Consider the following 24,192-nt stretch of genomic DNA (forward strand, 5'->3'; position numbering starts at 1 on the left):
GCACTGCCCGGCGCCGATGCGCTTTTGATCGCCACCGAATGGAAGAACTTCCGCGCGCCTTCCTTCGAGATGATCAAGCAGGCGCTCGCCACACCTGTCATCTTCGACGGCCGCAACCTCTACGACCCGCGCGTGCTCGCCCGCCACGGCATCGACTACATCTCCATCGGACGCAAGGGAGGCTGACCGCAACATACTGAAATCTTTGTTGATTGCTTATCCAGAGGCAGCTGATTCAGGCCGCCTCAATATTGTCATCAGTTCGGAACAATAGCCGCGCAGAACAGTTACCTTCCGCTGGGAAGGCGATGTTTGCGAAAAGCATGCAAGAACGGGGAGAATTCAATGGCAATCAGAAAAGTCAGAAAGGCTGTCATTCCGGTGGCAGGTCTCGGCACGCGGTTTTTGCCGGCAACCAAGTCGATGCCGAAGGAAATGCTGCCGGTCGTCGACCGTCCGGTGGTGCAATATGCAGTCGACGAAGCACTTGAAGCCGGCATCGAGCACATCGTCTTCGTGACGGGCCGCAACAAGGCTGTCATCGAGGACTATTTCGATCTGCATCCCGAACTCATCGGCACGCTCGAACAGGCCGGCAAGGTCCAAGAACTCAAGTCGCTGGAAAGCCTTTTGCCGGTGCCGGGTACCACCAGCTTCACCCGCCAGCAGGCGCCCCACGGCCTTGGCCACGCTGTCTGGTGCGCGCGCGACATCATCGGCGACGAACCTTTTGCGCTCTTGCTGCCCGACATGGTGTCGTTCGGCAAGCGCGGCTGCCTCGCCGAGATCATGGAGCTGTATGGCGAGACCGGCGGCAATGTCATCGCCGTCGAGCAATGCGCGCCGCATGAGACCCACAAATACGGCATCGTCGGCAAGGGTGTCGACGCCGGCTCGGGGTTCGAGGTGACCGCGATGGTCGAAAAGCCCAAGCCGGCCAATGCGCCGTCGAATTTCTACATCAATGGCCGCTACATCCTGCAGCCGGAAGTCTTTTCGCTGCTTGGCACGCAGGCGCGCGGTGCCGGCGGTGAGATCCAGCTGACCGATGCGATGGTTCGCCTCGCCGCCGACCAGGCGTTCTTCGCGAGGCCGTTCGATGGCCGGATGTTCGACTGCGGCTCGAAGGAAGGCTTCATCCAGGCCAATGTCGCCTTCGCCCTCAAGCGCAAGGACCTCAAGGGCTCGGTGCTGGAAGCCCTGCGCGAGATGATCGCCGAGCACGACCGCGAAAACATGCCCGCCTGATTGGTAGCTCAAAAGGAAAGGCCCGCTCGTCAGCCGACAAACGGGCCTCTCCGTTTTAAGCCGGCTTACTGGTTGCGGCGCTTGCCTTCCATCAGGTCGAGCACAGCGCGTGCCGCATCGAGCACGTTGGTCCCGGGGCCGAACACGGCCGCGACGCCGTGGTCGAGCAGGTACTCGTAGTCCTGCCGTGGTATGACGCCGCCTACAACGACGATGATGTCCTTGGCGCCCTTGGCCTTCAACGCATCGACCAGTTGAGGCGCGAGGGTCTTGTGGCCGGCGGCCAGCGACGACATGCCCACGACATGCACTTTCGAAGCAATTGCCGTGTCGGCGGCCTCGCCTGGGGTCTGGAACAGCGGGCCGGCGATGACCTCGAAACCGATGTCGCCGAAGGCCGAAGCGATGATCTTGGCACCGCGGTCGTGGCCGTCCTGGCCGAGCTTGGCCACCATGATGCGCGGCTTCTCGCCTAGTGAGCCGGCAAATTGGTCGAGCCGCGAGACCAGTGTCTGGAACTCTGGTTCGTCGTCGTAGGCCTTGCCGTAGACGTTTTCGACCACTTCCGGCACCGCCGCATGGTCGCCGAAAGCGCGGCGCATGGCGTCGGAGATCTCGCCAACGGTTGCACGCGCTCGCGACGCCTCGACGGCGGCGGCCAAAATGTTGCCTTCGCCTGACAGGGCGACCTTTTCGAGGGCAGCAAGCGCCTCTTCCACCCGCTTCGGGTCGCGCTGGCGTCGCGTACGCTCGATGCGGGCGATCTGGGCCTGGCGGACGGCGGAATTGTCGATCTCGAGAATGTCGATCTCGTCTTCCTGCTCGAGCCGGTACTTGTTGACGCCGACGATGACCTCTTCGCCCTTGTCGACGGCGGCCTGACGACGGGTCGCGGCTTCCTCGATCATGCGCTTGGGCAGGCCGGAGGCGACCGCCTTGGTCATGCCGCCCATCGCTTCCACTTCCTCGATCAGCGCCCATGCCTTCTCGGCAAGGTCGTTGGTCAGCGCCTCGACATAATAAGAGCCGGCGAGCGGGTCGACGACCTTGGTCACGCCCGTCTCGTGCTGGAGGATAAGCTGGGTGTTGCGGGCGATGCGGGCCGAAAACTCGGTCGGCAGCGCGATCGCCTCGTCGAAGGAGTTGGTGTGCAGCGACTGCGTGCCGCCAAGTGCCGCCGACATCGCCTCGAAGGCCGTGCGGACGATGTTGTTGTAGGGATCCTGCTCCTGCAGCGACACGCCCGAGGTCTGGCAATGCGTGCGCAGCATCAGCGACGACGCCTTGTTCGGCTCGAACTCGGTCATGATGCGCGACCAGAGCAGGCGTGCGGCGCGCAGCTTGGCGGCCTCCATGAAGAAGTTCATCCCGATGGCGAAGAAGAACGACAGCCGCCCGGCGAAGTCGTCGACATTGAGCCCCTTCTTCAGCGCCGCGCGTACATATTCGCGCCCGTCGGCCAGCGTGAAGGCCAGTTCCTGCACCAGCGTCGAGCCGGCCTCCTGCATGTGGTAGCCGGAGATCGAGATCGAGTTGAACTTCGGCATCTCCCTGGCCGTGTATTCGATGATATCGGCGACGATGCGCATCGAGGGCTCGGGCGGGTAGATGTAGGTGTTGCGGACCATGAACTCCTTGAGGATGTCGTTCTGGATGGTCCCCGAGAGCTGTTCTCGCGGCACGCCCTGTTCCTCGCCGGCAACGATGAAGTTGGCGAGGATCGGGATCACCGCGCCGTTCATCGTCATCGACACGGAGATCTTTTCGAGCGGGATGCCGTCGAACAGGATCTTCATGTCCTCGACCGAGTCGATCGCAACGCCGGCCTTGCCGACATCGCCCTCGACGCGCGGATGGTCGCTGTCGTAGCCGCGATGGGTAGCAAGGTCGAAAGCCACCGACACGCCTTGCTGGCCGGCGGCGAGTGCCTTGCGGTAGAAATTGTTGGACGCTTCGGCCGTCGAGAAGCCGGCATACTGCCGGATCGTCCAGGGACGGCCGGTATACATCGTAGCGCGTGGGCCACGCAGGAACGGCGCGAAGCCGGGCATGGAATCGAGATTGTCGATGCCGGAGAGGTCGTCGGCCGTGTAGAGCGGCTTGACGTCGATGCCTTCGGGCGTATTCCACACAAGCGTATCCGGCGACGCCTTGATCTCGCGTTCGGCGAGCTTTTTCCACGATTCAATCGATGGTTTGTCGGTCATTGGGGCCTCCTCGGACGCCGGCTTCCTCCCCACAAGGGGGAGGGTGAAAGTGCCCGGACTTCCATCACTCGAATTCCATGATCAGCTCGTCGACGGCGAGGCTTTCGCCAGCGGTTGCCGCGACGCGCTTGACCGTGCCCTTGCGCTCGGCGCGCAGCACGTTTTCCATCTTCATCGCTTCGACCGTCGCCAGCGACTGGCCGGCCTCGACCTCGTCGCCCTGCTTGACCAGGATCGACGTCACCACGCCCGGCATCGGGCAGAGCAGCATCTTGGAGGTATCCGGCGGAAGCTTGACCGGCATCAGTTTTGCCAGTTCCGCGACGCGCGGGCTGCGCACATGCGCCACCACGTCCATGCCGCGCCAGCGCAGGCGCCAGCCGGTGCCGGAACGCGCGGTCTTGACGCCGATCGAGCTGCCGCCAACGGCGAAGTTGGCGTGCAGATGACCAGGCAGCCAGTCACTCGAAACAGTAAGCGCTGTGCCATCGTCGAACGCGACAACCGTGCCGTCGGCACCGTCCTTGACCTGCAGCGGCAGGGTGAAACCGCCGAGCGTCACCACCCAGTCGGCACCCACCGGGCGCTGATGGTTGGCGAGCGCGCCGGAAATCTGGGCACCGCGGCGCTGCATCGACAGGTTGATGAGGGCGGCCACGCCGGCAAGCTTCTTGGCATCGGCCTCGGAAGGCGCGACGCCTGAGAAGCCGTCGGGATATTCCTCGGCGATGAAGGCAGTGGTGATGGCGCCCGAGCGGAAGCGCGGATGATCCATGACGGCCGACAGGAACGGCAGATTGTGGCCGATGCCTTCGACCTCGAAATCGTCGAGCGCGCGGCCCATGACCTCGATGGCGGTGGCGCGATCCGGCGCCCAGCTGCACAGCTTGGCGATCATCGGGTCGTAATACATCGAGATTTCGCCGCCCTCGAACACGCCGGTGTCGTTGCGCACCACCGTGCCGTCGTCGCGCTTGCCTTCGACGGGTGGGCGGTAGCGGGTCAGACGGCCGATCGACGGCAGGAAGTTGCGGTAGGGGTCTTCGGCGTAGAGCCGGCTTTCGATCGCCCAGCCGTTCAGCTTGATGTCGTCCTGGGTGAAACGCAGCTTTTCGCCCGCGGCAACGCGGATCATCTCCTCGACGAGGTCGATGCCTGTGATCAGCTCGGTCACCGGATGCTCGACCTGGAGACGCGTGTTCATCTCGAGGAAGTAGAATTTGCGATCGCCGTCGACGATGAACTCGACAGTGCCGGCCGAGAAATAGCCGACCGCCTTGCCCAGCGCCACTGCCTGCTCGCCCATCGCCTTGCGGGTGGCGGCGTCGAGGAAGGGCGAGGGCGCTTCTTCGATGACCTTCTGGTTGCGGCGCTGGATCGAGCATTCGCGCTCGCCGAGATAAAGCAGGTTGCCGTGCTGGTCGCCCAGCACCTGGATCTCGATATGGCGCGGCTGGGTGACGAATTTTTCGATGAAGATGCGGTCGTCGCCGAATGACGATTTCGCCTCGTTCTTCGACGACTGGAAGCCCTCGCGCGCCTCGGCGTCGTTCCAGGCGATGCGCATGCCCTTGCCGCCGCCACCGGCGGAAGCCTTGATCATCACGGGATAGCCGATCGAATTGGCGATCTTCACCGCCTCATTGGCATCCTCGATCAGGCCCATATGGCCCGGCACGGTAGAAACACCGGCCGAGGCCGCGATCTTCTTGGAGGTGATCTTGTCACCCATCGCCTCGATGGCTACTGGCGGCGGTCCGATGAAGGCGACGCCCTCGGCCTTCAGAGCCTCGGCGAAATTCGAGTTTTCCGACAGAAAGCCGTAGCCCGGATGTACCGCGTCCGCGCCGGTCTGGCGGATGGCATCGATGATCTTCTGGATGACGATGTAGGACTGGTTCGACGGTGCCGGACCGATATGGACGGCCTCGTCGGCCATCTTCACATGCAGCGCCTCGCGGTCGGCGTCGGAATAGACAGCGACCGTTGCGATACCGAGCTTCTGGGCGGTCTTGATGACCCGGCAGGCGATCTCGCCACGATTGGCGATGAGGATTTTCTTGAACATGTCTGACCTGCTCACAAAGGAATCGTGTCGTGCTTCTTCCACGGCGCTTCGACCTTCTTGCCGCGCAGGGCGGCGAAGGCGCGGGCGATGCGGCGGCGCGACGAATGCGGCATGATCACCTCGTCGATGAAGCCGCGTTCGGCGGCGACGAAGGGATTGGCGAAGCGTTCTTCATATTCCTTGGTGCGCGCGGCGATCTTTTCGGGATTGCCGAGTTCCGAGCGGTAGAGGATTTCGGTCGCGCCCTTGGCACCCATCACCGCGATCTCGGCGGTCGGCCAGGCGTAGTTGATGTCGGCGCCGATATGCTTGGACGCCATGACGTCGTAGGCGCCGCCATAGGCTTTTCGCGTGATCAGCGTGACCATGGGAACTGTCGCCTGCGAATAGGCGAACAACAGCTTGGCGCCGTGCTTGATGACGCCGCCATATTCCTGAGCCGTTCCCGGCAGGAAGCCCGGCACGTCGACCAAAGTCAGGATCGGGATCGAAAACGCATCGCAGAAACGGACGAAACGCGCCGCCTTGCGCGAGGAGTCGATGTCGAGGCAGCCGGCCAGCACCATCGGCTGGTTGGCGATGACGCCGACGCTCTGGCCTTCGATGCGCATGAAGCCGGTGATGATGTTCTTGGCGAAGGCCTCCTGGATCTCGAAGAAATCGCCTTCGTCGGCAATTGCCAGGATCAGCTCCTTCATGTCGTAGGGCTTGGCCGCGCTGTCGGGGATCAGCGTGTCGAGACGCTTCTCCAGCCGTGCCGGGTCGTCGTGGAACGGCCGAACTGGCGGCTTCTCGCGGTTGTTCAGCGGCAGGAAGTCAAACAGCAGGCGAACCTGCTCCAGCGCTTCGATGTCGTTTTCATAAGCGCCGTCGGCGACCGAGGACTTCGAGGTGTGGGTGCGCGCGCCGCCCAGTTCCTCGGCGGTGACGATTTCGTTGGTGACTGTCTTCACCACGTCCGGACCGGTGACGAACATGTAGGACGAGTCGCGCACCATGAAGATGAAGTCGGTCATGGCTGGCGAATAGACAGCACCACCGGCGCAGGGGCCCATGATGACGGAGATCTGCGGCACCATACCCGAGGCATCGACATTGCGCTTGAACACGTCGGCATAGCCGGCGAGCGAGGCCACGCCTTCCTGGATGCGGGCGCCGCCGGAATCGTTGAGGCCGATGACGGGCGCGCCGTTGCGCATCGCCATGTCCATGATCTTGCAGATCTTCTGGGCATGGGTTTCGGACAGCGAACCGCCGAGCACGGTGAAGTCCTGGGAGAAGACATAGACAAGGCGGCCGTTGATGGTGCCCCAGCCGGTGACGACGCCGTCGCCTGCCACCTTCTGCTCGGCCATGCCGAACTCGGTGGTGCGGTGGGTCACATACATGTCGAACTCTTCGAAGGACCCTTCGTCGAGCAGGACGTCGATGCGCTCGCGCGCCGTCAGCTTGCCCTTGGCATGCTGGGCGTCGATGCGCTTCTGGCCGCCGCCGAGGCGGGCTTCGGTGCGGCGGGCTTCAAGCTGTTCGAGAACGGCGCGCATCAGTTCATGCCCTTGTGAGAAAGCCACTTCCAGGCGGCGGGGAAGGCAATCGCCGCAAGCACGGCCTTGGCGATGTCGCCTGGGATGAAGGGATAGAGGCCGAAGGCCAGCACCGGCTTGTCGAAGCCGATGACCGAGCCGAGCCAGAGCAGGCCGGGCACGTAGATGACTGCGCCTGCGAGCAGGGCAGCAGCCATGGCAGAAAGCGGGTTGCGGTCCCAGCCGCGCTCGGCCAGCCATCCGGCAAGCAGTGCGGCTGGCAGGTAGCCGAGGAGGTATCCACCCGTCGGCCCCATCATGTAGGCGAGCCCGATGCCCTTTTCCGGTGTGCCGGCGAAGACCGGCAGGCCAAGCGCGCCCTGCAGGAGGTAGAGCGCGACGGCGGCAGCGCCACGTACCGGACCGAGCGCCAGGCCAAGCCCGATCACGACAAGCGTCTGCATGGTCATCGGCACGGGGTAGAACGGCACCTGGACCTTGGCCGACAGCGTCAGAAGCAACGAACCTGCGACGACGGCGATGACATCCATGGTGGTGAACTGGCTGGCTGGCCTGCTGGCTGCGGCTTGGTAGAGCGTCATGAGCTTTCTCCCGCGCTACGAGTTTGAAAAACAATGGCCTCTCGCCGCGTCAGCGGCAAGCAGCGAAGTTGGCGCAATAGCCCTATGGCGCGCGCAGGAAAACAGTTGAAAGTGTGCGAAAGCGTAATATACAAATTCGAGAACTGTAAATTGCGAATTTGCAAACATGGCGTCACGCAAACTCTATATCGGCCGCAAGGTGCGCGAGCTGCGCGAAGCCAACAAGCTGACGCAGGCGAGCTTCGCCGAACGCATCGGCATCTCGACGAGCTATCTCAACCAGATCGAAAACAACCAGCGCCCGGTTTCGGCCTCGGTTCTGCTCGCGCTCGCCGAAAAATTCCAGATCGACATATCAGAGATTTCGCAAGGCGACGGCGACCGGCTGTTGTCGGCTCTATCGGAAGCACTCAGCGATCCGCTGTTCGAAAACTACGCGCCGAATTTGCAGGAGCTGAAGCTGGTGACGCAGAACGCGCCGGGTTTTGCCCGGGCGCTGATCTCGGCCCACCAGGCCTACCGCCGCAACAGCGAGCAGCTTGCCAGCCTCGACGACACGCTTGGCAAGAGCATCGGCCTGACCGAGCCGACGCCTTACGAGGAGGTCCGCGACTTCTTCCATTTCGTCGACAACTACATCCATAGCCTTGATGTTGCCGCCGAGCGGCTGGCCAATGAACTCGGCATCGACGAGCGCGACAGCTACACGGCGCTTTCCGGGCATCTCGAAAGCCGCCACGGCGTGCGCATCGCCCGTGCCGACGCCAATGATGACGCGCTCAGGCGCTTCGATCCCAAGTCGGGCGTGCTGTTTCTCAACACCTATTCGCCGGTCGCCACCCGCAGTTTCCAGATCGCCTTCCAGATCGCCGAGATGGAGATGGAAACCGAGATTGCGCAGATCGCGCGCACCGCCGACTTCCGCACCAGCGAGGCACTGGAGATCTGCAAGATGGGCCTGCGCAACTATTTCGCCGGCGCGCTGACCCTGCCTTATCAGGCTTTCATGAAGGCAGCGGGGGAGCTACGCCACGATCTGGAACTTCTGGCGGCGCATTTCGGCGCCAGCATCGAGCAGGTCGCGCACCGCCTCAGTACCTTGCAGAGGCCGGGCCACAAGGGCGTGCCGATTTTTTTTGCCCGCATCGACCGCGCCGGCAACATCACCAAGCGCCATAGCGCCGCCAAGCTGCAGTTCGCCCGCTTCGGCGCGGCGTGCCCGCTGTGGAACGTGCACCAGGCCTTCGAGACGCCGGGACGCATCATCCGGCAGCTGGCCGAAACGCCCGATGGCGCGCGCTATCTGTGCATTGCGACGGAGATTTCCAAGGGCGGCGGCGGCTTCAACGCGCCGCATCGCCGCTACGCCATCGCACTTGGTTGCGAGGTCGCCTACGCCCGCGACTTCGTTTATGCCGACGGGCTGGAGTTGGGCAGCAAGACCGCCTTCGACCCCATCGGCATCTCATGCCGCATCTGCGAGCGCACCAATTGCCAGCAGCGCGCCGTGCCGCCGCTCAAGCGCAAGCTGGTCATCGACAAGGACGTCAGGCATCCGCTGCCGTACCGGATCGGCTGACGCTGAATTGCCCCTCACCCTTACCTCTCCCCGTGAAGGACGGGGAGAGGGGGGCGTCAGCGTAGCGGCTGAGCCTTCAACGTCTGATGTAAAGTGAGGCGTAGCGGCAGATGCCCCTTCTCCCCGTCGTTACGGGGAGAAGGTGCCGGCAGGCGGATGAGGGGCGGCGCAAGCCTGTCCGAGCCTAGTCCCTGCGCGCCACCACCCCGCCAACCGCCAGCATCAGCCAACCCAAAATCATGCCGGTGCCGCCGACGGGAGCGGCGAAAGGAAACAGGCGCTGGCCGAGAAATTCGCGGGCCAGAAGGTCGCCGGAAAATAGCAGGGCCGCCACGAGAAGAATGGCTGCGCCAATGTGGAGAATTCTCCTGCCGGCGACAACCAGCGACAGCGCGATCAGCGCTGGAGCGTGAAAGAGCAGGAAATTGGCGGCGGTTGCGACATTGGCGCTGCCGCCATGGGTTGCCGCCGCCGACAGCGCCACGCCCGCAGCACCAAACAGTGCGCCTGCCGCAAACAAGAACCGGTCGAATTTCATACTTTTTGCTCCTGCTTTCACACACCGGCGGCACCCCCACCCCTAACCCCTCCCCACAAGGGAGAGGGGAATTTCCCGCAACGTCCCGCGCCGATATCTAACGATGCAGAAGCCGCACAACAACGTCCCCCTCCCCCTTGTGGGGAGGGGTTAGGGGTGGGGGTATCTCTACATGCCATCATTGTAGCGTATGGTGCGCCGATTGCCGCAGGATGGCCGCTTTCCTGTGGACCTTGAACAAGCGCGGCTGATTGGGCGTTTGGCGTTCGCGCCGCCAGTCACTATGTTCGCGCACCGTTCAACAGGCACCAGGATTCCATGGCTGGCGACAACAGGAAAATCGCTGCGATCATCGCAGCCGAGATCAATGCGAAGCCCGAGCAGGTCGTGGCCGCGGTCGGACTGCTCGACGAGGGCGCGACCGTGCCTTTCGTCGCGCGCTACCGCAAGGAAGTCACCGGGGGCCTCGACGACACCCAGCTGCGCGATCTCTCCGAGCGGCTCGCCTATCTGCGCGAACTCGAAGCGCGGCGAGCGGCTATCGTCGACTCCATCACCAGCCAGGGCAAGATGACCGACGATCTGGCGGTGCGTATCGCCACCGTCACCACCAAGGCCGAGCTTGAAGACATCTACCTGCCCTACAAGCCCAAGCGCCGCACCAAGGCGGAGATCGCCAGGGAGCGCGGCCTAGGCCCGCTCGCTGAAACCATTCTCGCCGACCGGACTAAGGTGCCGGCCGAACTCGCAGCCGCCTATGTCAGTGGCGACGTGGCCGATGTGAAGGCAGCACTCGAAGGCGCGCGTGACATCGTCGCCGAAGGCATTTCGGAAAACGCCGAGCTTCTGGGCCGCCTGCGCAACCACATGAAGGAACGCGCGGTGATGCGTGCCCGCGTCGTCGACGGCAAGCAGGAAGCCGGTGCAAAATTCTCCGACTATTTCGACCATTCCGAGCGCTGGGCCTCGGTGCCGAGCCACCGGGCGCTCGCCATGCTGCGCGGCCGTAACGAGGACGTTTTGTCGCTCGACCTCGAGATCGACGCCGACGACACCTCGCCGGTCAAGCCGGTCGAGCGCATGATTGCTGCCTCTTATCAGATCGGCGCGACATTGCCTGGCGACCAGTGGCTGATGCAGGTCGCCGGCTGGACCTGGCGCGTAAAACTGTCGCTGTCACTGTCGCTCGACCTGATGCGCGACCTGCGCGAGGCGGCCGAGGAAGAGGCGATCCGCGTCTTTTCGCGCAACCTCAAGGACCTTTTGCTCGCAGCCCCCGCCGGCTCCCGCGCCACGATGGGCCTCGATCCGGGCATCCGTACCGGCGTCAAGGTCGCGGTCATCGACGCCACCGGCAAGGTGCTCGACACCACCACCGTCTACCCCTTCCCGCCCAAGAACGACGTGCGCGGCACCCAGGCTGAACTCGCCAGCCTGATCCGCCGCCACAATGTCGAGCTGATCGCCATCGGCAACGGCACTGGCAGCCGCGAGACTGAGCGACTGGTCGCCGACATGCTGGGCGACCTGCCGGCGCCCAAGCCGACGAAAGTCATCGTCAGCGAGGCTGGTGCGTCGGTCTATTCGGCGTCGGCCACGGCTGCCGCAGAATTCCCCAATCTCGATGTGTCGCTGCGTGGCGCGGTCTCCATCGCGCGGCGTCTGCAGGACCCGCTGGCCGAACTGGTCAAGATCGAGCCCAAGTCGATCGGCGTCGGCCAGTACCAGCACGACGTCGACCAGTATCGCCTCGGACGCTCGCTCGAAGCGGTGGTCGAGGACGCGGTGAACGCCGTCGGCGTCGACCTCAACACGGCGTCTGCACCCCTTCTCGCCCGAGTCTCCGGCCTCGGGCCGTCACTGGCGGAATCGATCGTCGCCTATCGCGACGCCTCGGGCGCCTTTGCCACGCGCCGCGACCTGCTTGCCGTGCCGCGGCTTGGACAGCGCGCCTTCGAGCAGTGCGCGGGTTTTTTGCGCATCCGTGATGGCAAGGAACCGCTCGATGCGTCCTCGGTCCACCCCGAAGCCTATGGCGTCGCCAAGAAGATCGTGGCGTCCTGCGGCCGCGACCTGCGCCAGCTGATGGGCGACAGTGCAGCGTTGAAGGCGATTGACCCTCGCGCGTTCGTCGATGAACGTTTCGGCCTGCCGACGGTGCGCGACATCATCGCTGAGCTGGAAAAGCCGGGCCGCGATCCGCGCCCGGGCTTCAAGACCGCGACCTTCGCCGACGGTGTCGACGACATCAAGGACCTGAAGCCGGGCATGCTGCTTGAAGGCACCGTCACCAACGTCGCCGCCTTCGGCGCCTTCGTCGACATCGGCGTGCACCAGGACGGCCTCGTCCATGTCTCGCAGCTGGCCGACAAGTTCGTGAAGGACCCGCACGAGGTGGTGAAGGCCGGCGACGTAGTCAAGGTCCGCGTCGTCGAGGTCGACATCTCGCGCAAGCGCATTGGGCTCACCATGCGCAAGGATGGCGGCGAGGCAGCACCCCGTTCGGCAGCCCCGGCAAAACCCCGCGACATGAAGTTCAGCTCGGCATCGCCCAAGCCGCAGCCAAACAAGCCGGCGCAACAAGGCGCCTTCGGTGCAGCGCTGCTCGAGGCGATGAAGCGGAAGTAGCGCGCGAGGCGCGACGTGGACGCCTCCCTCTCCCCGTTGTTCACGGGGAGAGGGTAAGGGTGAGGGGCAATCTCGGCCCGTTTGCGCTGCCCTCATCTGCCTGCCGGCATCTTCTCCCCGTAAGAACGGGGAGAAGAACGCTGTCCGCAACGCCGCATCCTTTCTGGAACGCACCGCACCTGCCATCCCGTGCTCCCCCAGCGGCATCATCGCCCTTGCCCGGCTCGCCGTTCGTGCTTAGAAAGCGCGGGAAAACGCGGCCCTGGCCGCATGCGAAAGGTGCCGTGATCCCATGTCCAAGTGGAAAGACGTCAAGAAGGTCGTGCTCGCCTATTCCGGTGGCCTCGACACATCGATCATCCTGAAGTGGCTGCAGACCGAACTCGGTGCGGAGGTCGTCACCTTCACCGCCGATCTCGGCCAGGGCGAGGAACTCGAGCCGGCGCGCAAGAAGGCCGAGATGCTCGGCATCAAGGAGATCTTCATCGAGGACGTGCGCGAGGAATTCGTCCGCGACTTCGTCTTCCCGATGTTCCGCGCCAACGCCGTCTATGAAGGCGTCTATCTGCTCGGCACCTCGATCGCCCGCCCGCTGATCTCCAAGCACCTCGTCGACATCGCCAGGAAGACCGGCGCCGACGCCATTGCCCACGGCGCCACCGGCAAGGGCAACGACCAGGTTCGCTTCGAGCTGTCGGCCTATGCACTGAACCCCGACATCAAGATCATCGCGCCATGGCGCGACTGGACGTTCAAGTCGCGCACCGACCTGCTCGACTTCGCCGAAAAACACCAGATCCCGGTTGCCAAGGACAAGAAGGGCGAAGCGCCGTTCTCGGTCGACGCCAACCTCCTGCACTCCTCCTCCGAGGGCAAGGTGCTGGAAGATCCGGCTGTCGAGGCGCCCGAATACGTCCACATGCGCACGATTTCGCCTGAGGCAGCGCCCGACAAGGCGACGATCATCAAGATCGGCTTCGAAAAGGGTGACGCGGTTTCAATCAATGGCGAGCGCCTGTCGCCTGCCAACCTGCTCGCCAAGCTCAACGACTATGGCCGCGACAACGGCATCGGCCGTCTCGACTTGGTCGAAAACCGTTTCGTCGGCATGAAGTCGCGTGGCGTCTACGAGACCCCCGGCGGCACGATCCTGCTTGTCGCCCACCGCGCCATCGAGTCGATCACGCTCGACCGCGGTGCCGCGCATCTCAAGGACGAGCTGATGCCGCGCTACGCCGAGCTCATCTACTACGGCTTCTGGTTCTCGCCGGAGCGCCAGATGCTGCAGGCGGCGATCGACCTCAGCCAGAAGGACGTCGAGGGTGAAGTGACGCTGAAGCTCTACAAGGGCAACGTCATGGTCATCGGCCGCGAGAGCGCCAAGTCGCTCTATTCCGACAAGCTGGTCACCTTCGAGGACGACCAGGGCGCCTACGACCAGAAGGACGCCGCCGGCTTCATCAAGCTCAACGCGCTGCGCCTGCGCACGCTGGCCGCGCGCAACCGGTAATCCAGGATTCCCCTCCCCCTTGTGGGGAGCGGTTAGGGGTGGGGGTGCTGTCGGCCGCATCGCCGGTGTCTTCAGTACGGGAATGGAATTACCCCCACCCTGTATCCCTCCCCACAAGGGGGAGGGAGGCGTCAGCGCCGCGCCATTCGATCCTGTCTGTTTGTCGGTTTTTTTAAGCCCCACCCTCATACATATCCGCGAGGTATTCCCGCTTGGCCGCGTCATCGCGCGCTGAATACAGATAGCGGCTGAACGCCTGGCGCTCGTGGTTGACCGCTGCCAGTTCCCAGACGCAGAAGGTCGCGCGGTGCGGCCCGGGCAGCGCAAACAGCGAGAAATCGGGCGCATCGGCCGTCTTGGCGTAAACAGTCTCCCACATCTCGTTGGCATTGCGCCACGAGCTCACTAGCAGGAAATGGAAATCGCCGCCGCAGCGGTGAAGGATGACGAAACCGAGCTCGCCATTGAGGTTAAGGCGCCCGGTCGCCGTCTCTGCGGCGAGGAAACGCTGCGCCAGCGCGCAGGTTTCGCGGGTCACCGGCGTTTCGGCTTCTGCTATGTCGTACCATTTCAGCAAGCCGCCGCCCGCCGGCACGGGCAGGCCGGGTGTCACCGATTTGGGGTAATGGGTGTAGCCTTCGACATTGCCGAAGTGCGAGAGATCGGCGGGCAGGCCGCTCTGGCTGTTCATGGCTAGATCCTCGTCCGCATCGAAAAAGCCCGGTGTTGCCACCGGGCTTTGTCACTCTGCGTCCGAGGCGCTGGCCTGGCCAGACTGCCCCAAAATGTCTCCTGACAGCGTCGTGTCAGGGCAACAGGCGTCAGTTGCCGTCGATCTCGGCACCGATGATGGCGATGGCCTGCTGGTAGACGCTGGCCGCGTTCCAGCCCTGCAGCGCGGCGAAATTGGGCTGGCCAGGCTGGTAGCCGGCGCCGGCCCGCCAGCCGTGGCCGCGCAGGAAGTTGGCGGTCGAAGCCAAGGCGTCGGCCCTGGAGCGGACCATGTCGATCCTGCCGTTGCCGTCGCCGTCGGCGCCGTATTTCAGCACGTTGACCGGCAGGAACTGCGTCTGGCCAATCTCGCCATGTGCAGCGCCGATTGCGTTGGGCGCCAGCGTTCCGTTCTGGACGAGCTTGAGCGCCGCGTAGAGCTGGTCGGTGAAATATTCGGAGCGGCGGCAGTCATAGGCCAGCGTGGCGACCGCCGACAGCGTGTGCTGGTTGCCAAGGAAAGCGCCGAAGCCTGTTTCCATGCCCCAGATCGCAATCAGCGGGCCGGCCGGCACGCCATAGCGGGCCTCGATGCTCTGGAACAGTGCCGCATTCTGCTTCTTGAGCGTCTTGCCCTTGGAAGCAATGGTCTTGCCGCCGCGCTTGGCCATGAACTGGTCAAGCGAGAGCTTGAAGCTCTTCTGGTTGCGGTCGGCGTAGATCGTCTTGGTGGCGTAGCTGGTCGCGGCCAGCGCGCTGAGCGCGTTGCCCTTGATGCCGTTGCCTGCCGCTTCTTGCGCAAACGAAGCTTTCCACGCTTCGAAGCCGCCAGCGTTGTTGCCGCACTGCGCCGCATACGCGCCGCTGGCCGAAACCGCCAGCATGGCGGTGGCCGCAGCAAAAGTCTTCACCTTGGCAGGTAGTGCCATGCCGTTCTCCTGATGCCTGAATCAATGCCCTTGGGAGGGATGTTGCCAGCCGCACGCTCTCTCGTCATCGTTAAGAAGGCGTTTACGTCCCCAATGTCCTGCAATGGCTGGTGGCAAAAAACTGGCACACGATCAAGCAGTGAATGTGGCGAGAGCAGGGAAAAACCGTGCAAGATGTCGATGTTGTGATCGCCGGAGCGCTTTTGCAGGTCTTTTCGGCGGCAAAACCGCACCGCTCGGTAAGGTTGAAGGCCAGGTGCAGGCCGGTCTCTGCGGTGCGCACGACAGGCTGTAAGCGTCGGCCTGCCACAATTCGTGAGCATCCCCAGCAGGAACTGATCGCCGATTGCGCCGTTTTCGCCACCTGAGGGACCCAAGAAAACGGAGCGAAAAGATGAAAAACAAACTGTTGTTGCCCGCCGTCGCGGGCGCGCTCGTCGCCTTCTCAGGCCCGTCATTTGCAGATGTTGCAGTACAGGCGGCCACCGATCTCAATGTTCGTGCAGGCCCCGGCCCGCAATACCCGGTCATAGGCGTCATCGGTGCCGGGCAAGGCACCACGCTGCGAGGCTGCCTAGAAGGCAGCAAATGGTGCAGCGTTGCCGATTCAGGCGGAGACGGCTGGGTCTATTCCGACTATCTGGTCGGTGATTTTGGCGGGCAGCAGCTGACACTTTCGGCCCGACCGGCCGATTCCGGCGTGATGGTGGTCGAACCGCCCAAGGGCGGCGGCGCCACTGGCGCAGTCGTAGGCGGTGTCACAGGTGCGATTGCAGGTGCCGTCGTCGGTGGTCCGGTGGGTGCTGCCGTCGGTGGCGGTGCCGGTGTCATTGCCGGCGGCACGGCCGGCACGGTGATCGATCCGCCGGGGAAGGTTCGCACTTATGTCGAGGCGCATCGCACCGAACCGGTCTATCTCGACGGCGAAGTGGTTGTCGGCGCGGGGCTGCCGTCCAATGTGCAGCTGACTGAAATTCCCGATTACGAATACCGCTATGTCTACGTGAACGGCCAACCTGTTCTGGTCGAACCTTCGACGCGCCGTGTTGTCTATGTCGTGCGCTGATTCATATGAGGTCGCCCGGCGTCCGCCCGGCGACCTCATTTTATTCGTTGTCCTGCCTTAGACATGCACCTGCGCCAACCCGGCTTCCGCAGCATCGTCGAACGGGCGGAAGGAAACATAGAGCAGCCAGAAGTAGAACCCGGCGACGCCAGAAATGATCAGCCATCCGGGTGCGAGGCCGAGGTTGGCATTGGCCGTGACCTCCCAAAGCGACGACACCAGATCGCCACTGCCTCCAGTGGCCTGAAGATTGGGCGTCGAAATCTTGAGCACCCAGGCCAGCAGCAGGATCAGGAACATCCAGATGTAGTTACGTCGCAGCCGCCGTGAGAATGCGTCGGCATAAGAAATGCGAAACTGGGGCTCCCTGAGGCTGTCGCCCAGCATCTTCCGCCAATTCACGTTCTCACCGGCCTCGGGCGAAAATATCTGGGCGAAGTAATAGCGTTCGAAGGTGCGGACGCGGGACCGGTAGACGTCGAAGAAACGGTAGCGCCGCGCCTCGATCCAAAGCAGCAGGAAAATGAGCAGCATGGCAAACAGCAGCACGCCGTGATGGGCGTTGGGCGTCGAAAGCGACACTGACAGCATCGCCGCCACGACCGTGATAGCCCAGTTGCTGGTTCGGTCGATACGGTCGCGCCAGCCGGCCATCCTGGCCATTTCCGCGCGATGGTAATGCGCCATGGTGTTGACGATTTCGGCCGAGGTCGAAGGCAGCGGCCCAAGCTGCGACAAATCTGGGTTGGCACTTTCCGGCATGGCAGCCTCCCTGGTGCTCTGGGACATCCCCTGAGTGTGCATCGGATAGGACACAAGGCACTCCTGGTGATGCTGTTGCGGCGTGGGACCCGGCTTGCGCTATATGCATGTTGCAGTGGCAGTCCGCGCTGTGGCCCGAAGGTCCGCCGCCGGCACCGATTCTATACCTGTTGCGGCGAGATCGCGCGAAAATTGGCCGCCGCCGCCCGGCTCAAAAGCGTATCGAAGTTCCCTTTTTTCCCGGCTTCGCGCTGCGTTTGAGCAGGCGCGCGAAATTGTCCGGCGGCAACGCCTTGGAGTACAGAAAGCCTTGGCCTGTTCGGCAGCCCATGGCGTAGAGCGCGGCCTCCTGCGCCCTTGTCTCGACGCCCTCGGCGACGACGGCAAGCCCCATGTCCTTGGCCATGCCGAGCACCGCGCGCACGATAGCGGCGTCCTGCCGGTTGCGGAGCATGTCGCGGACGAAGCTGCGGTCGATCTTGAGCACGGTAAGGGAAAAACGCTTGATGGTGCTGAGCGCAGCATGGCCGGTGCCGAAATCGTCGAAGGCGAGACCGACACCCGCCTTGGCCAGCTTGCGGAACGGCGCCAACGTGCGTTCCTCATAGTCGAGCGCGATGGTTTCGGTGACCTCGAGCTCCAGCGCCTTCGCCGGCAATTTGTGTCGCGCAAGCGTCGTCAGCACCGTCTCAGCCAGATTGCCGGCCTTGACCTGTGCCGCAAACAGATTAACCGCCATGCTGATGGGCGCCAGGCCCTGGGCGCGCCAATCGGCTGACTGGCGACAGGCTTCGTCGAGGATCCAGCTGCCCACCGTCAGCGCGCCCGTATGCGTTTCTAGCACGGCCAGGAAGTCGGCTGGCTCAAGCAGTCCACGGGTGGGGTGGCGCCAGCGAAGCAGAGCTTCGGCCCCCAGCACGCGGCCGCTCTCGAGGCAAACCTGCGGCTGGTAGTGCAGCACGAATTCCTTGGCACCGATTGCGTGCAGTAGCTCGTCCTTCAAGGCACGGCGCGCCGCAACGGCGTTGCGCATGTCTGGCTCGAACATGCGGTAGCTGCCGCCGCGTTGCCTTGCGCGGTAAAGCGCCAGATCGGCGCTGGCCACCAGCTCCTCCCGATTTCCTCCGTCGCCGGGCGCCACCGCGCCGCCGATGCTGGCGCCGAGCTTGAGCAGGTGATCGCCGATCTCGAATGGCTTGTCGAAGGACTGGAGCAGGCTGTCGGCCGCTGCCACAACAGTGGAGGGATCGTCGATACCGCGCAAAAGCACCGCAAACTCGTCGCTGCCGAGCCGGGCTACGACGGCATTGGTGTCGAGCGCAGCCGGCAGCCGGACAGCCAGCGCCTGCAGCAGCGTGTCGCCGGTGGCATGGCCGAGCGTGTCGTTGAACTTTTTGAAGCCGTCGAGGTCCAGCAGCAGTATCCCCGTCGCTTCGCCTGCCGCCAGCGCGTCCTCGAGCTGCATGTCGAACTGGAAGCGGTTGGGCATGCCCGTCAGCGTATCGTGATGCGCCAGGCGATGCAGCCGCATGTCGCGCTGCCGTCGCTCCGAGATGTCGCGGATGATGCCGCCCATGGCGATGCCGTTCGGTCCGCGCCAGATAGACAGCGAAAGCTCTATGGGGAATTCGCTGCCGTCGCGCCGAAGTGCCGCCACTTCCACTGTCTTGCCGTTCAGCCTCGACGGTCCGCCGGAGCCGACCCGGGCAATGCCCGCATTGTGGGCGCCGCGCAGCCTTTGCGGTATGATCAGGTCGAGCCTGTGGCCGAGCATCTCGGTCCGGTCATAGCCGAATATGCGTTCGGCTGACCTGTTGACATAGGTAATCGTGCCGCCGGCGTCGATGACAACCAGCGCGAATTCGATATTCTCGGCAAAGCCAGCAAGCAAGGTGTCGTCGCCGAAGCTAGGACCGTCTTCTTGGGGCAAAACATGCGAGCCGCCCGCATGATCACACATGGTGGTGAAATACCCTGAAATAATACATAAGCCCCCCGGCAGTCCGGCAGCCTAGTGGGGAAGTCTTAACAGGGCCTGAGCGCAGTGCACGGACTAGCGGGCCGAGCCGGTGCCGCGATGCGCGTTCCCTTGACTCTCGGGCCGTTTTCCTGTCTACAGCCCACAAATTCCGCGACGAGTTCCACTCCGAGCGGCCGACCGGGACACCCTTGGAGGGTAAAAACGATCCCGGAGGCCAACACCCGGCAGCGCAGTGCGCCCCCGGGTGCTTTTTGGTTTGGTTCGCGCGCGCAGAGGCATTACCTCTCGGTTCGACATTGTTTGGCTGAGAGAAGGGAAGTTGAATGTTTGAATCGCTGCAAGAGCGACTTGGATCGATCCTCAACGGCCTGACGGGCCGTGGCGCGCTGTCGGAGGCCGACGTCTCGGCAGCCCTGCGCGAGGTTCGCCGTGCCTTGCTCGAGGCCGACGTCGCCCTCGAAGTGGTCCGCTCCTTCACCGACCGCGTGCGCGAAAAGGCCGTCGGTGCGGCGGTCCTCAAGTCGATCAAGCCCGGGCAGATGGTCGTCAAGATCGTCCATGACGAGCTGGTCGAGATGCTCGGCTCCGAAGGCGTCGCCATCGACCTCAACGCGCCGGCCCCGGTCGTCATCATGATGGTCGGCCTGCAGGGCTCGGGCAAGACCACTACTTCGGCCAAGATCGCCAAGCGCCTCACCGAGCGCCAGGGCAAGAAGGTCCTGATGGCCTCGCTCGACACGCGCCGTCCGGCAGCGCAAGAGCAGCTTCGCCAGCTCGGCGAGCAGACCAAGGTCGCAACCCTTCCCGTCATCGCCGGCCAGTCGCCGGTCGATATCGCCAAGCGCGCCGTCCAGGCAGCCAAGCTCGGTGGCCATGACGTCGTCATCCTCGACACCGCCGGCCGTACCCATATCGACGAGCCGCTGATGGTCGAGATGGCCGACATCCGCAAGGTGTCGGACCCGCACGAGATCCTGCTCGTCGCCGACTCTTTGACCGGCCAGGACGCAGTCAACCTCGCCAAGAATTTCGACGACCGCGTCGGCATCACCGGTCTCGTGCTCACCCGCATGGACGGCGACGGCCGTGGCGGTGCGGCGCTGTCGATGCGCGCCGTCACCGGCAAGCCGATCAAGCTGATCGGCGTCGGCGAAAAGATGGACGCGCTGGAGGAGTTCTATCCCAAGCGCATCGCCGACCGCATCCTCGGCATGGGCGACATCGTTTCGCTGGTCGAGAAGGCTGCCGAAAACATCGACGCGGAAAAAGCCGCGGCGATGGCCAAGAAGATGCAGTCGGGCAAGTTCGACCTGAACGACCTCGCCGACCAGCTTGGCCAGATGCAAAAGATGGGCGGCATGGGCGGCATCATGGGCATGATGCCCGGCATGGGCAAGATGAAGGACCAGATGGCCGCGGCCGGCCTGGACGACAAGATGTTCGGCCGCCAGCTGGCCATCATCTCCTCGATGACCAAGGCCGAGCGCGCCAATCCCGACGTTCTCAAGCACTCGCGCAAGAAGCGCATCGCCGCCGGTTCCGGCACCGACGCCGCCGAAATCAATAAGCTGCTCAAGATGCACCGCCAGATGGCCGACATGATGAAAGCCATGGGCGGCAAGGGTAAGGGCGGTGGCCTGATGCGCGGCATGATGGGTGGTCTGGCCTCCAAGATGGGCCTCGGCGGCATGGGTGGAATGGGCGGCATGCCCGACCTGTCGAAGATGGACCCCAAGCAGCTCGAAGCCCTGCAGAAGCAGGCGGAAGCGGCAGGCCTCGGCGGCGGCCTCAAGGGCCTGCCTGGCAGTGGGCTTCCCGGCATGGGCGGCGGTTTGCCCGGCCTGCCCGGCGGCATAAAGCTTCCGGGGCTCGGCGGCGGCCTGCCCGGCCTTGGCAAGAAGAAGTGAGGAGCGCGCGATGACCGACATCACCCCGCAGGCACAGCTCCAGGACCTGCGCGCTTCGATCGACAATATCGACGCAGCCCTGGTTCACATGCTGGCCGAACGCTTTCGCTGCACAAAGGCAGTCGGCGTGCTCAAGGCGACGCACGGCCTGCCGCCAGCGGACCCGAACCGCGAGGCGACCCAGATCGCGCGGCTGCGCCAGTTGGCCGACGACGCGCATCTCGATCCCGATTTCGCGGAGAAGTTCCTGAACTTCATCATCCGCGAGGTGATCCGTCACCACGAAATGCTGGCCGCCGAAAGAAATGGCGGCTCAGACAGGACTACCTCCGCCTGATGGCGGAACAAGAAGAACAGACCAAACCCAAGACAGAACTATCAGGAGTAAGACAATGTCCCTTAAGATCCGCCTGGCTCGCGCCGGCTCCAAGAAGCGCCCCTACTACCACATCGTCATCGCTGACGCCCGCAGCCCGCGCGACGGCCGCTTCATCGAGGCGATCGGCGCCTGGAACCCGCTGCTGCCCAAGGATGGCGAGCGCATGAAGCTCGACGCCGACCGCGCCAAGTACTGGCTGTCGAACGGCGCGCAGCCGACCGACCGCGTTGCCCGCTTCTTCGACGAAGCCGGTATCGTCAAGCGCGAAGCCCGTTCGAACCCGACCAAGGGCGAGCCGGGCAAGAAGGCTCAGGAGCGCCTCGCCGCTCTGAAGAAGGCACAGGACGACGCTGCAGCCGCTATCGCAGCCGCTGCCGCCGCACCGGCCGAAGCTTCGGCAGAGTAATTTTCGCCGCTTTGGCGAATGGAAGACGGCGGGCCGAAAGGTCCGCCGTTTTGCGTTTCAGGCCAGCTCCTGCGCCGGTGCGGGGGGCGTGCTTGACCTCTGAAGAAGCAGGCTCCACCATTTCGCCAATGGAGGAGACGCATATGACCGACAAGAGTTCAGCTCTCAATGCCGACGGTGTGTCCGAGCCATTTGCCGCTGTTACAGCGCCGCTCGAAGCCTTTTCGCACGGCGAGCGTTTCGGCAGCAGCTTCAGGCATCTTTCAAGTTTCGGCGGCGGCGATCATGTCGGGGTGGCGCTTGAAGAGCTTGCGCCGGGCAAGGAGTCCAATCCGTCGCACTATCACTTGCTCGAGGAGGAACACGCCTACATCCTCGAAGGTGCGCTGACACTGAAGCTCGGCGCGCGAACCTATGTCATGAAGGCCGGCGATTATGTCTGCTTCCCCGCCGGCCAGAAGGTCGGGCATTCGCTGTTCAACCATACCGATGCTGCGTGCCGCTATCTCATCATCGGCGAGCGCAATCCCAACGATGTCATCGTTTATCCTGAATCCGGCCGGGTCAGCGTCCGGCTGACTGGCGAAGGCTACAGAAAGTCGGCGACCATGGATTATTGGGAAGGCATCGACCCGGCAGCCGCGAAGCCTGGCGCTCGTCAGGAATAGTAAAAGTTCTCCGCCGGCAGCATCTGCGGCGGGGTCTCACCCAGCGCCTCGAACACCGAGATCTCGCAGACCCGGCACAGACCGTCGAGCGCGAGGTCGTTGGCCTCCATGCCGAAGGGATCCTCCAGTTCTTCGGACAGCGCGTCGAGCCCGAAGAAGGTGTAGGCAATCAGCGCGGTGAACAGCGGGGTTGCCCAGCCGGCGGAAGCGGCCAGGCCGAACGGCAAAAGCAGGCAGAAGACGTAAGCCGTGCGCTGCAAGAGTAGCGTGTAGGCAAAGGGCAGGGGCGTGCCCATGATGCGCTCGCAGCCGGCCTGAAGTGCTGCGATTGCCGACAGCCGCTCGTCGAGAATGCGGTAATCCATTGCCTCCAGCACTTGGGTCCGCTTCAGCGCGCCGATCTTTGCGCCCATCCGCCGCATCACCGCGTCAGGCTTGTTGGTTGCGGCGTAGATCGCATCCACGGCATCGCCGACAAAGGGCCGGGCGGCGTCGCGCGTATCGATCCGGCGCAACTCGCCGCGCAGGAAATGGCAGAAGGCCAGCGAGTCCATCAGCAGGGGCCCCAACTGGTCGCGGTCGGAAATCATCGCGGTCGCGGCGCGGGAAAGATTCCTGATCTCGAACACCAGCTGGCCCCACAGCTTGCGTGCCTCCCACCAGCGGTCATAGGCGGCATTGTTGCGGAAGCCCAGATAGACCGATAGCGCGACGCCGAGCAGGGCAAAGGGAGCTACACCGGCATTGCCCAGGTCGAGTTTGAGCAGCTTGATTGCGGCGACCACCACGGCACCATAGAGCGCAAAGCCAAGAATTTGCGGCAGGATGCGCGGCACCACCGATCCGCGCATGACAAAGAACAGTTTCAGCAGGCCGGTGCGTGGACGAACGATCATATGGGCTTATACCCTTGCCTTGATGGTGGCCGCCATTGTGCGTCGGACGGGACGCCGGAGTCACGATCCAATCGCGACATGATTGGCAGTTTCGTCGAATTGTTTCAGGCGCTTGCCGGCTCTGTGCTGCTACGCCGCGTCGCCTGTACGGACGTATCGGATATCGGGCAGCCCTTCCTGGTTGCCCGATCCGTCGCCGAATGCTTCCGCTTTGAAGCCGTGCCGCTCATAGAAACGCCGCGCGCCGGCATTGGCCTTACAACAGAAAAGTTTCACGTGAGTCATGCCCATGGTCACGTGACGGAGCAAGTGGCTGCCGATGCCGCGTCCCGTCCAGGGCGGATCGAGATAGAACTGCTCGATCCAATCGCCCTTGACCGCGACGAAGCCGACGATGTCGTCCCGGATCGTCGCGACGGTGACTTGCTGGTCGTTGAGCAGGCTGCCCCTGACGAAGCGCAGGTCTTCATCAGGCGTTTGCAGCTGGGGCATCCAGTCAAAGGCGGCAAGCGCTGCCCTCAGGATGCGGGCGATGTCGTGTGCGTCTTGGGCCGAGGCCGGACGCAGCACGACATCGGGCATAG

21 protein-coding genes are annotated in these 24,192 nt (G+C 63.8%); 10 read left to right on the forward strand and 11 right to left on the reverse strand.

Annotation, left to right across the window (positions count from 1 at the left end; translation table 11 throughout):
* Both C8K44_RS01865 and C8K44_RS01870 read left to right on the forward strand, forming a co-directional pair.
* Positions 1–186: UDP binding domain-containing protein (locus C8K44_RS01865; protein ID WP_245417330.1), on the forward strand; the 186-nt coding region annotated here is incomplete at its 5' end.
* Positions 187–351: 165 nt separating this feature from the next.
* Positions 352–1,248: a UTP--glucose-1-phosphate uridylyltransferase gene (locus C8K44_RS01870; protein WP_109574414.1), complete on the forward strand. Its 897-nt coding sequence runs from the start codon at positions 352–354 to the stop codon at positions 1,246–1,248.
* Between the two features lie 65 nt (positions 1,249–1,313).
* On the opposite strand, the gene scpA is transcribed toward C8K44_RS01870, so the two are convergent.
* The 4 genes from scpA to C8K44_RS01890 all read right to left on the reverse strand — a co-directional run bounded on the left by scpA (position 1,314) and on the right by C8K44_RS01890 (position 7,648).
* A complete protein-coding gene (scpA, locus tag C8K44_RS01875) occupies positions 1,314–3,455 on the reverse strand; it encodes a methylmalonyl-CoA mutase (RefSeq protein ID WP_109574074.1) in 2,142 nt (713 codons plus the stop codon).
* Between the two features lie 64 nt (positions 3,456–3,519).
* On the reverse strand, positions 3,520–5,523 hold the full coding sequence (locus C8K44_RS01880) for an acetyl/propionyl/methylcrotonyl-CoA carboxylase subunit alpha (protein WP_109574075.1): 2,004 nt from the start codon (positions 5,521–5,523) through the stop codon (positions 3,520–3,522).
* An 11-nt stretch (positions 5,524–5,534) separates the two neighbouring features.
* The gene (locus tag C8K44_RS01885; protein WP_109574076.1) at positions 5,535–7,067 is read right to left on the reverse strand and encodes an acyl-CoA carboxylase subunit beta; all 1,533 of its coding nucleotides are present in this window, start codon (positions 7,065–7,067) and stop codon (positions 5,535–5,537) included.
* Positions 7,067–7,648 (reverse strand): biotin transporter BioY, encoded by a 582-nt coding sequence (locus C8K44_RS01890; protein WP_109574077.1) that lies wholly within the window; start codon positions 7,646–7,648, stop codon positions 7,067–7,069. Before C8K44_RS01890 ends, C8K44_RS01885 begins: the two co-directional genes overlap by 1 nt.
* A gap of 166 nt (positions 7,649–7,814) precedes the next feature.
* Here C8K44_RS01890 and C8K44_RS01895 point away from each other — a divergent pair, with 166 nt between their 5' ends.
* Positions 7,815–9,227 carry an XRE family transcriptional regulator gene (locus tag C8K44_RS01895; protein ID WP_109574078.1) on the forward strand — a complete coding sequence of 471 codons (1,413 nt, stop codon included), beginning with the start codon at positions 7,815–7,817 and terminating at the stop codon, positions 9,225–9,227.
* Positions 9,228–9,411: 184 nt separating this feature from the next.
* Here C8K44_RS01895 and C8K44_RS01900 read toward each other — a convergent pair whose 3' ends face one another.
* Complete coding sequence (locus C8K44_RS01900) at positions 9,412–9,765, reverse strand: DUF423 domain-containing protein (RefSeq protein ID WP_109574079.1); 354 nt, start codon at positions 9,763–9,765, stop codon at positions 9,412–9,414.
* A 318-nt stretch (positions 9,766–10,083) separates the two neighbouring features.
* Between C8K44_RS01900 and C8K44_RS01905 the strand changes: the two genes are divergently transcribed.
* Positions 10,084–12,393: a Tex family protein gene (locus C8K44_RS01905; RefSeq protein ID WP_109574080.1), complete on the forward strand. Its 2,310-nt coding sequence runs from the start codon at positions 10,084–10,086 to the stop codon at positions 12,391–12,393.
* Positions 12,394–12,685: 292 nt separating this feature from the next.
* Positions 12,686–13,903 (forward strand): argininosuccinate synthase, encoded by a 1,218-nt coding sequence (locus C8K44_RS01910; RefSeq protein WP_109574081.1) that lies wholly within the window; start codon positions 12,686–12,688, stop codon positions 13,901–13,903.
* Positions 13,904–14,075: 172 nt separating this feature from the next.
* On the opposite strand, the gene C8K44_RS01915 is transcribed toward C8K44_RS01910, so the two are convergent.
* Both C8K44_RS01915 and C8K44_RS01920 read right to left on the reverse strand, forming a co-directional pair.
* Entirely contained in the window at positions 14,076–14,594 is a 519-nt protein-coding gene (locus C8K44_RS01915) for a hypothetical protein (protein WP_109574082.1), read from the reverse strand.
* Between the two features lie 130 nt (positions 14,595–14,724).
* Entirely contained in the window at positions 14,725–15,498 is a 774-nt protein-coding gene (locus tag C8K44_RS01920; RefSeq protein ID WP_245417351.1) for a lytic transglycosylase domain-containing protein, read from the reverse strand.
* Positions 15,499–15,937: 439 nt separating this feature from the next.
* Between C8K44_RS01920 and C8K44_RS01925 the strand changes: the two genes are divergently transcribed.
* The gene (locus tag C8K44_RS01925; RefSeq protein WP_109574084.1) at positions 15,938–16,609 is read left to right on the forward strand and encodes a DUF1236 domain-containing protein; all 672 of its coding nucleotides are present in this window, start codon (positions 15,938–15,940) and stop codon (positions 16,607–16,609) included.
* A 57-nt stretch (positions 16,610–16,666) separates the two neighbouring features.
* Here the strand turns inward: C8K44_RS01925 and C8K44_RS01930 are convergent, their stop codons facing one another.
* Positions 16,667–17,371: a DUF2270 domain-containing protein gene (locus C8K44_RS01930; RefSeq protein ID WP_109574415.1), complete on the reverse strand. Its 705-nt coding sequence runs from the start codon at positions 17,369–17,371 to the stop codon at positions 16,667–16,669.
* A gap of 211 nt (positions 17,372–17,582) precedes the next feature.
* Positions 17,583–19,331: an EAL domain-containing protein gene (locus C8K44_RS01935; protein ID WP_109574085.1), complete on the reverse strand. Its 1,749-nt coding sequence runs from the start codon at positions 19,329–19,331 to the stop codon at positions 17,583–17,585.
* 344 nt (positions 19,332–19,675) lie between these two features.
* On the opposite strand from C8K44_RS01935, the gene ffh reads away from it, so the two are divergent.
* From ffh to C8K44_RS01955, 4 genes are all read left to right on the forward strand, one after another.
* Positions 19,676–21,259, forward strand: a complete 1,584-nt coding sequence (ffh, locus tag C8K44_RS01940) for a signal recognition particle protein (RefSeq protein WP_109574086.1) — start codon at positions 19,676–19,678, stop codon at positions 21,257–21,259.
* 10 nt (positions 21,260–21,269) lie between these two features.
* Complete coding sequence (locus C8K44_RS01945; protein ID WP_109574087.1) at positions 21,270–21,596, forward strand: chorismate mutase; 327 nt, start codon at positions 21,270–21,272, stop codon at positions 21,594–21,596.
* 55 nt (positions 21,597–21,651) lie between these two features.
* Positions 21,652–22,044 (forward strand): 30S ribosomal protein S16, encoded by a 393-nt coding sequence (gene rpsP, locus C8K44_RS01950; RefSeq protein WP_109574088.1) that lies wholly within the window; start codon positions 21,652–21,654, stop codon positions 22,042–22,044.
* 143 nt (positions 22,045–22,187) lie between these two features.
* Positions 22,188–22,712: a cupin domain-containing protein gene (locus C8K44_RS01955; RefSeq protein WP_109574416.1), complete on the forward strand. Its 525-nt coding sequence runs from the start codon at positions 22,188–22,190 to the stop codon at positions 22,710–22,712.
* Here C8K44_RS01955 and C8K44_RS01960 read toward each other — a convergent pair.
* Together C8K44_RS01960 and C8K44_RS01965 are read right to left on the reverse strand one after the other, a co-directional pair.
* On the reverse strand, positions 22,703–23,608 hold the full coding sequence (locus C8K44_RS01960) for a bestrophin family ion channel (protein WP_109574089.1): 906 nt from the start codon (positions 23,606–23,608) through the stop codon (positions 22,703–22,705). The two genes, C8K44_RS01955 and C8K44_RS01960, sit on opposite strands and share 10 nt — an antisense overlap.
* Positions 23,609–23,737: 129 nt before the next feature.
* Complete coding sequence (locus C8K44_RS01965) at positions 23,738–24,190, reverse strand: GNAT family N-acetyltransferase (RefSeq protein ID WP_109574090.1); 453 nt, start codon at positions 24,188–24,190, stop codon at positions 23,738–23,740.
* Positions 24,191–24,192 lie beyond the last annotated feature (2 nt).

Origin of the sequence: Aminobacter sp. AP02 (genome assembly GCF_003148805.1) — a bacterium.
GTDB lineage: Bacteria > Pseudomonadota > Alphaproteobacteria > Rhizobiales > Rhizobiaceae > Aminobacter.

Excerpts from the sequence above, each read along its gene's own strand:
- C8K44_RS01885 (WP_109574076.1), bottom strand. The coding sequence starts at position 7,067 with ATGCGCGCCGTTCTCGAACAGCTTGAAGCCCGCCGCACCGAAGCCCGC.
- C8K44_RS01930 (WP_109574415.1), bottom strand. The coding sequence starts at position 17,371 with ATGCCGGAAAGTGCCAACCCAGATTTGTCGCAGCTTGGGCCGCTGCCT.
- C8K44_RS01900 (WP_109574079.1), bottom strand. The coding sequence starts at position 9,765 with ATGAAATTCGACCGGTTCTTGTTTGCGGCAGGCGCACTGTTTGGTGCT.
- C8K44_RS01935 (WP_109574085.1), bottom strand. The coding sequence starts at position 19,331 with ATGTGTGATCATGCGGGCGGCTCGCATGTTTTGCCCCAAGAAGACGGT.
- C8K44_RS01880 (WP_109574075.1), bottom strand. The coding sequence starts at position 5,523 with ATGTTCAAGAAAATCCTCATCGCCAATCGTGGCGAGATCGCCTGCCGG.
- C8K44_RS01960 (WP_109574089.1), bottom strand. The coding sequence starts at position 23,608 with ATGATCGTTCGTCCACGCACCGGCCTGCTGAAACTGTTCTTTGTCATG.
- C8K44_RS01910 (WP_109574081.1), top strand. The coding sequence starts at position 12,686 with ATGTCCAAGTGGAAAGACGTCAAGAAGGTCGTGCTCGCCTATTCCGGT.
- C8K44_RS01945 (WP_109574087.1), top strand. The coding sequence starts at position 21,270 with ATGACCGACATCACCCCGCAGGCACAGCTCCAGGACCTGCGCGCTTCG.
- scpA (WP_109574074.1), bottom strand. The coding sequence starts at position 3,455 with ATGACCGACAAACCATCGATTGAATCGTGGAAAAAGCTCGCCGAACGC.
- C8K44_RS01895 (WP_109574078.1), top strand. The coding sequence starts at position 7,815 with ATGGCGTCACGCAAACTCTATATCGGCCGCAAGGTGCGCGAGCTGCGC.
- C8K44_RS01920 (WP_245417351.1), bottom strand. The coding sequence starts at position 15,498 with ATGCTGGCGGTTTCGGCCAGCGGCGCGTATGCGGCGCAGTGCGGCAAC.
- C8K44_RS01955 (WP_109574416.1), top strand. The coding sequence starts at position 22,188 with ATGACCGACAAGAGTTCAGCTCTCAATGCCGACGGTGTGTCCGAGCCA.
- C8K44_RS01965 (WP_109574090.1), bottom strand. The coding sequence starts at position 24,190 with ATGCCCGATGTCGTGCTGCGTCCGGCCTCGGCCCAAGACGCACACGAC.
- C8K44_RS01915 (WP_109574082.1), bottom strand. The coding sequence starts at position 14,594 with ATGAACAGCCAGAGCGGCCTGCCCGCCGATCTCTCGCACTTCGGCAAT.
- C8K44_RS01905 (WP_109574080.1), top strand. The coding sequence starts at position 10,084 with ATGGCTGGCGACAACAGGAAAATCGCTGCGATCATCGCAGCCGAGATC.
- rpsP (WP_109574088.1), top strand. The coding sequence starts at position 21,652 with ATGTCCCTTAAGATCCGCCTGGCTCGCGCCGGCTCCAAGAAGCGCCCC.
- C8K44_RS01925 (WP_109574084.1), top strand. The coding sequence starts at position 15,938 with ATGAAAAACAAACTGTTGTTGCCCGCCGTCGCGGGCGCGCTCGTCGCC.
- ffh (WP_109574086.1), top strand. The coding sequence starts at position 19,676 with ATGTTTGAATCGCTGCAAGAGCGACTTGGATCGATCCTCAACGGCCTG.
- C8K44_RS01890 (WP_109574077.1), bottom strand. The coding sequence starts at position 7,648 with ATGACGCTCTACCAAGCCGCAGCCAGCAGGCCAGCCAGCCAGTTCACC.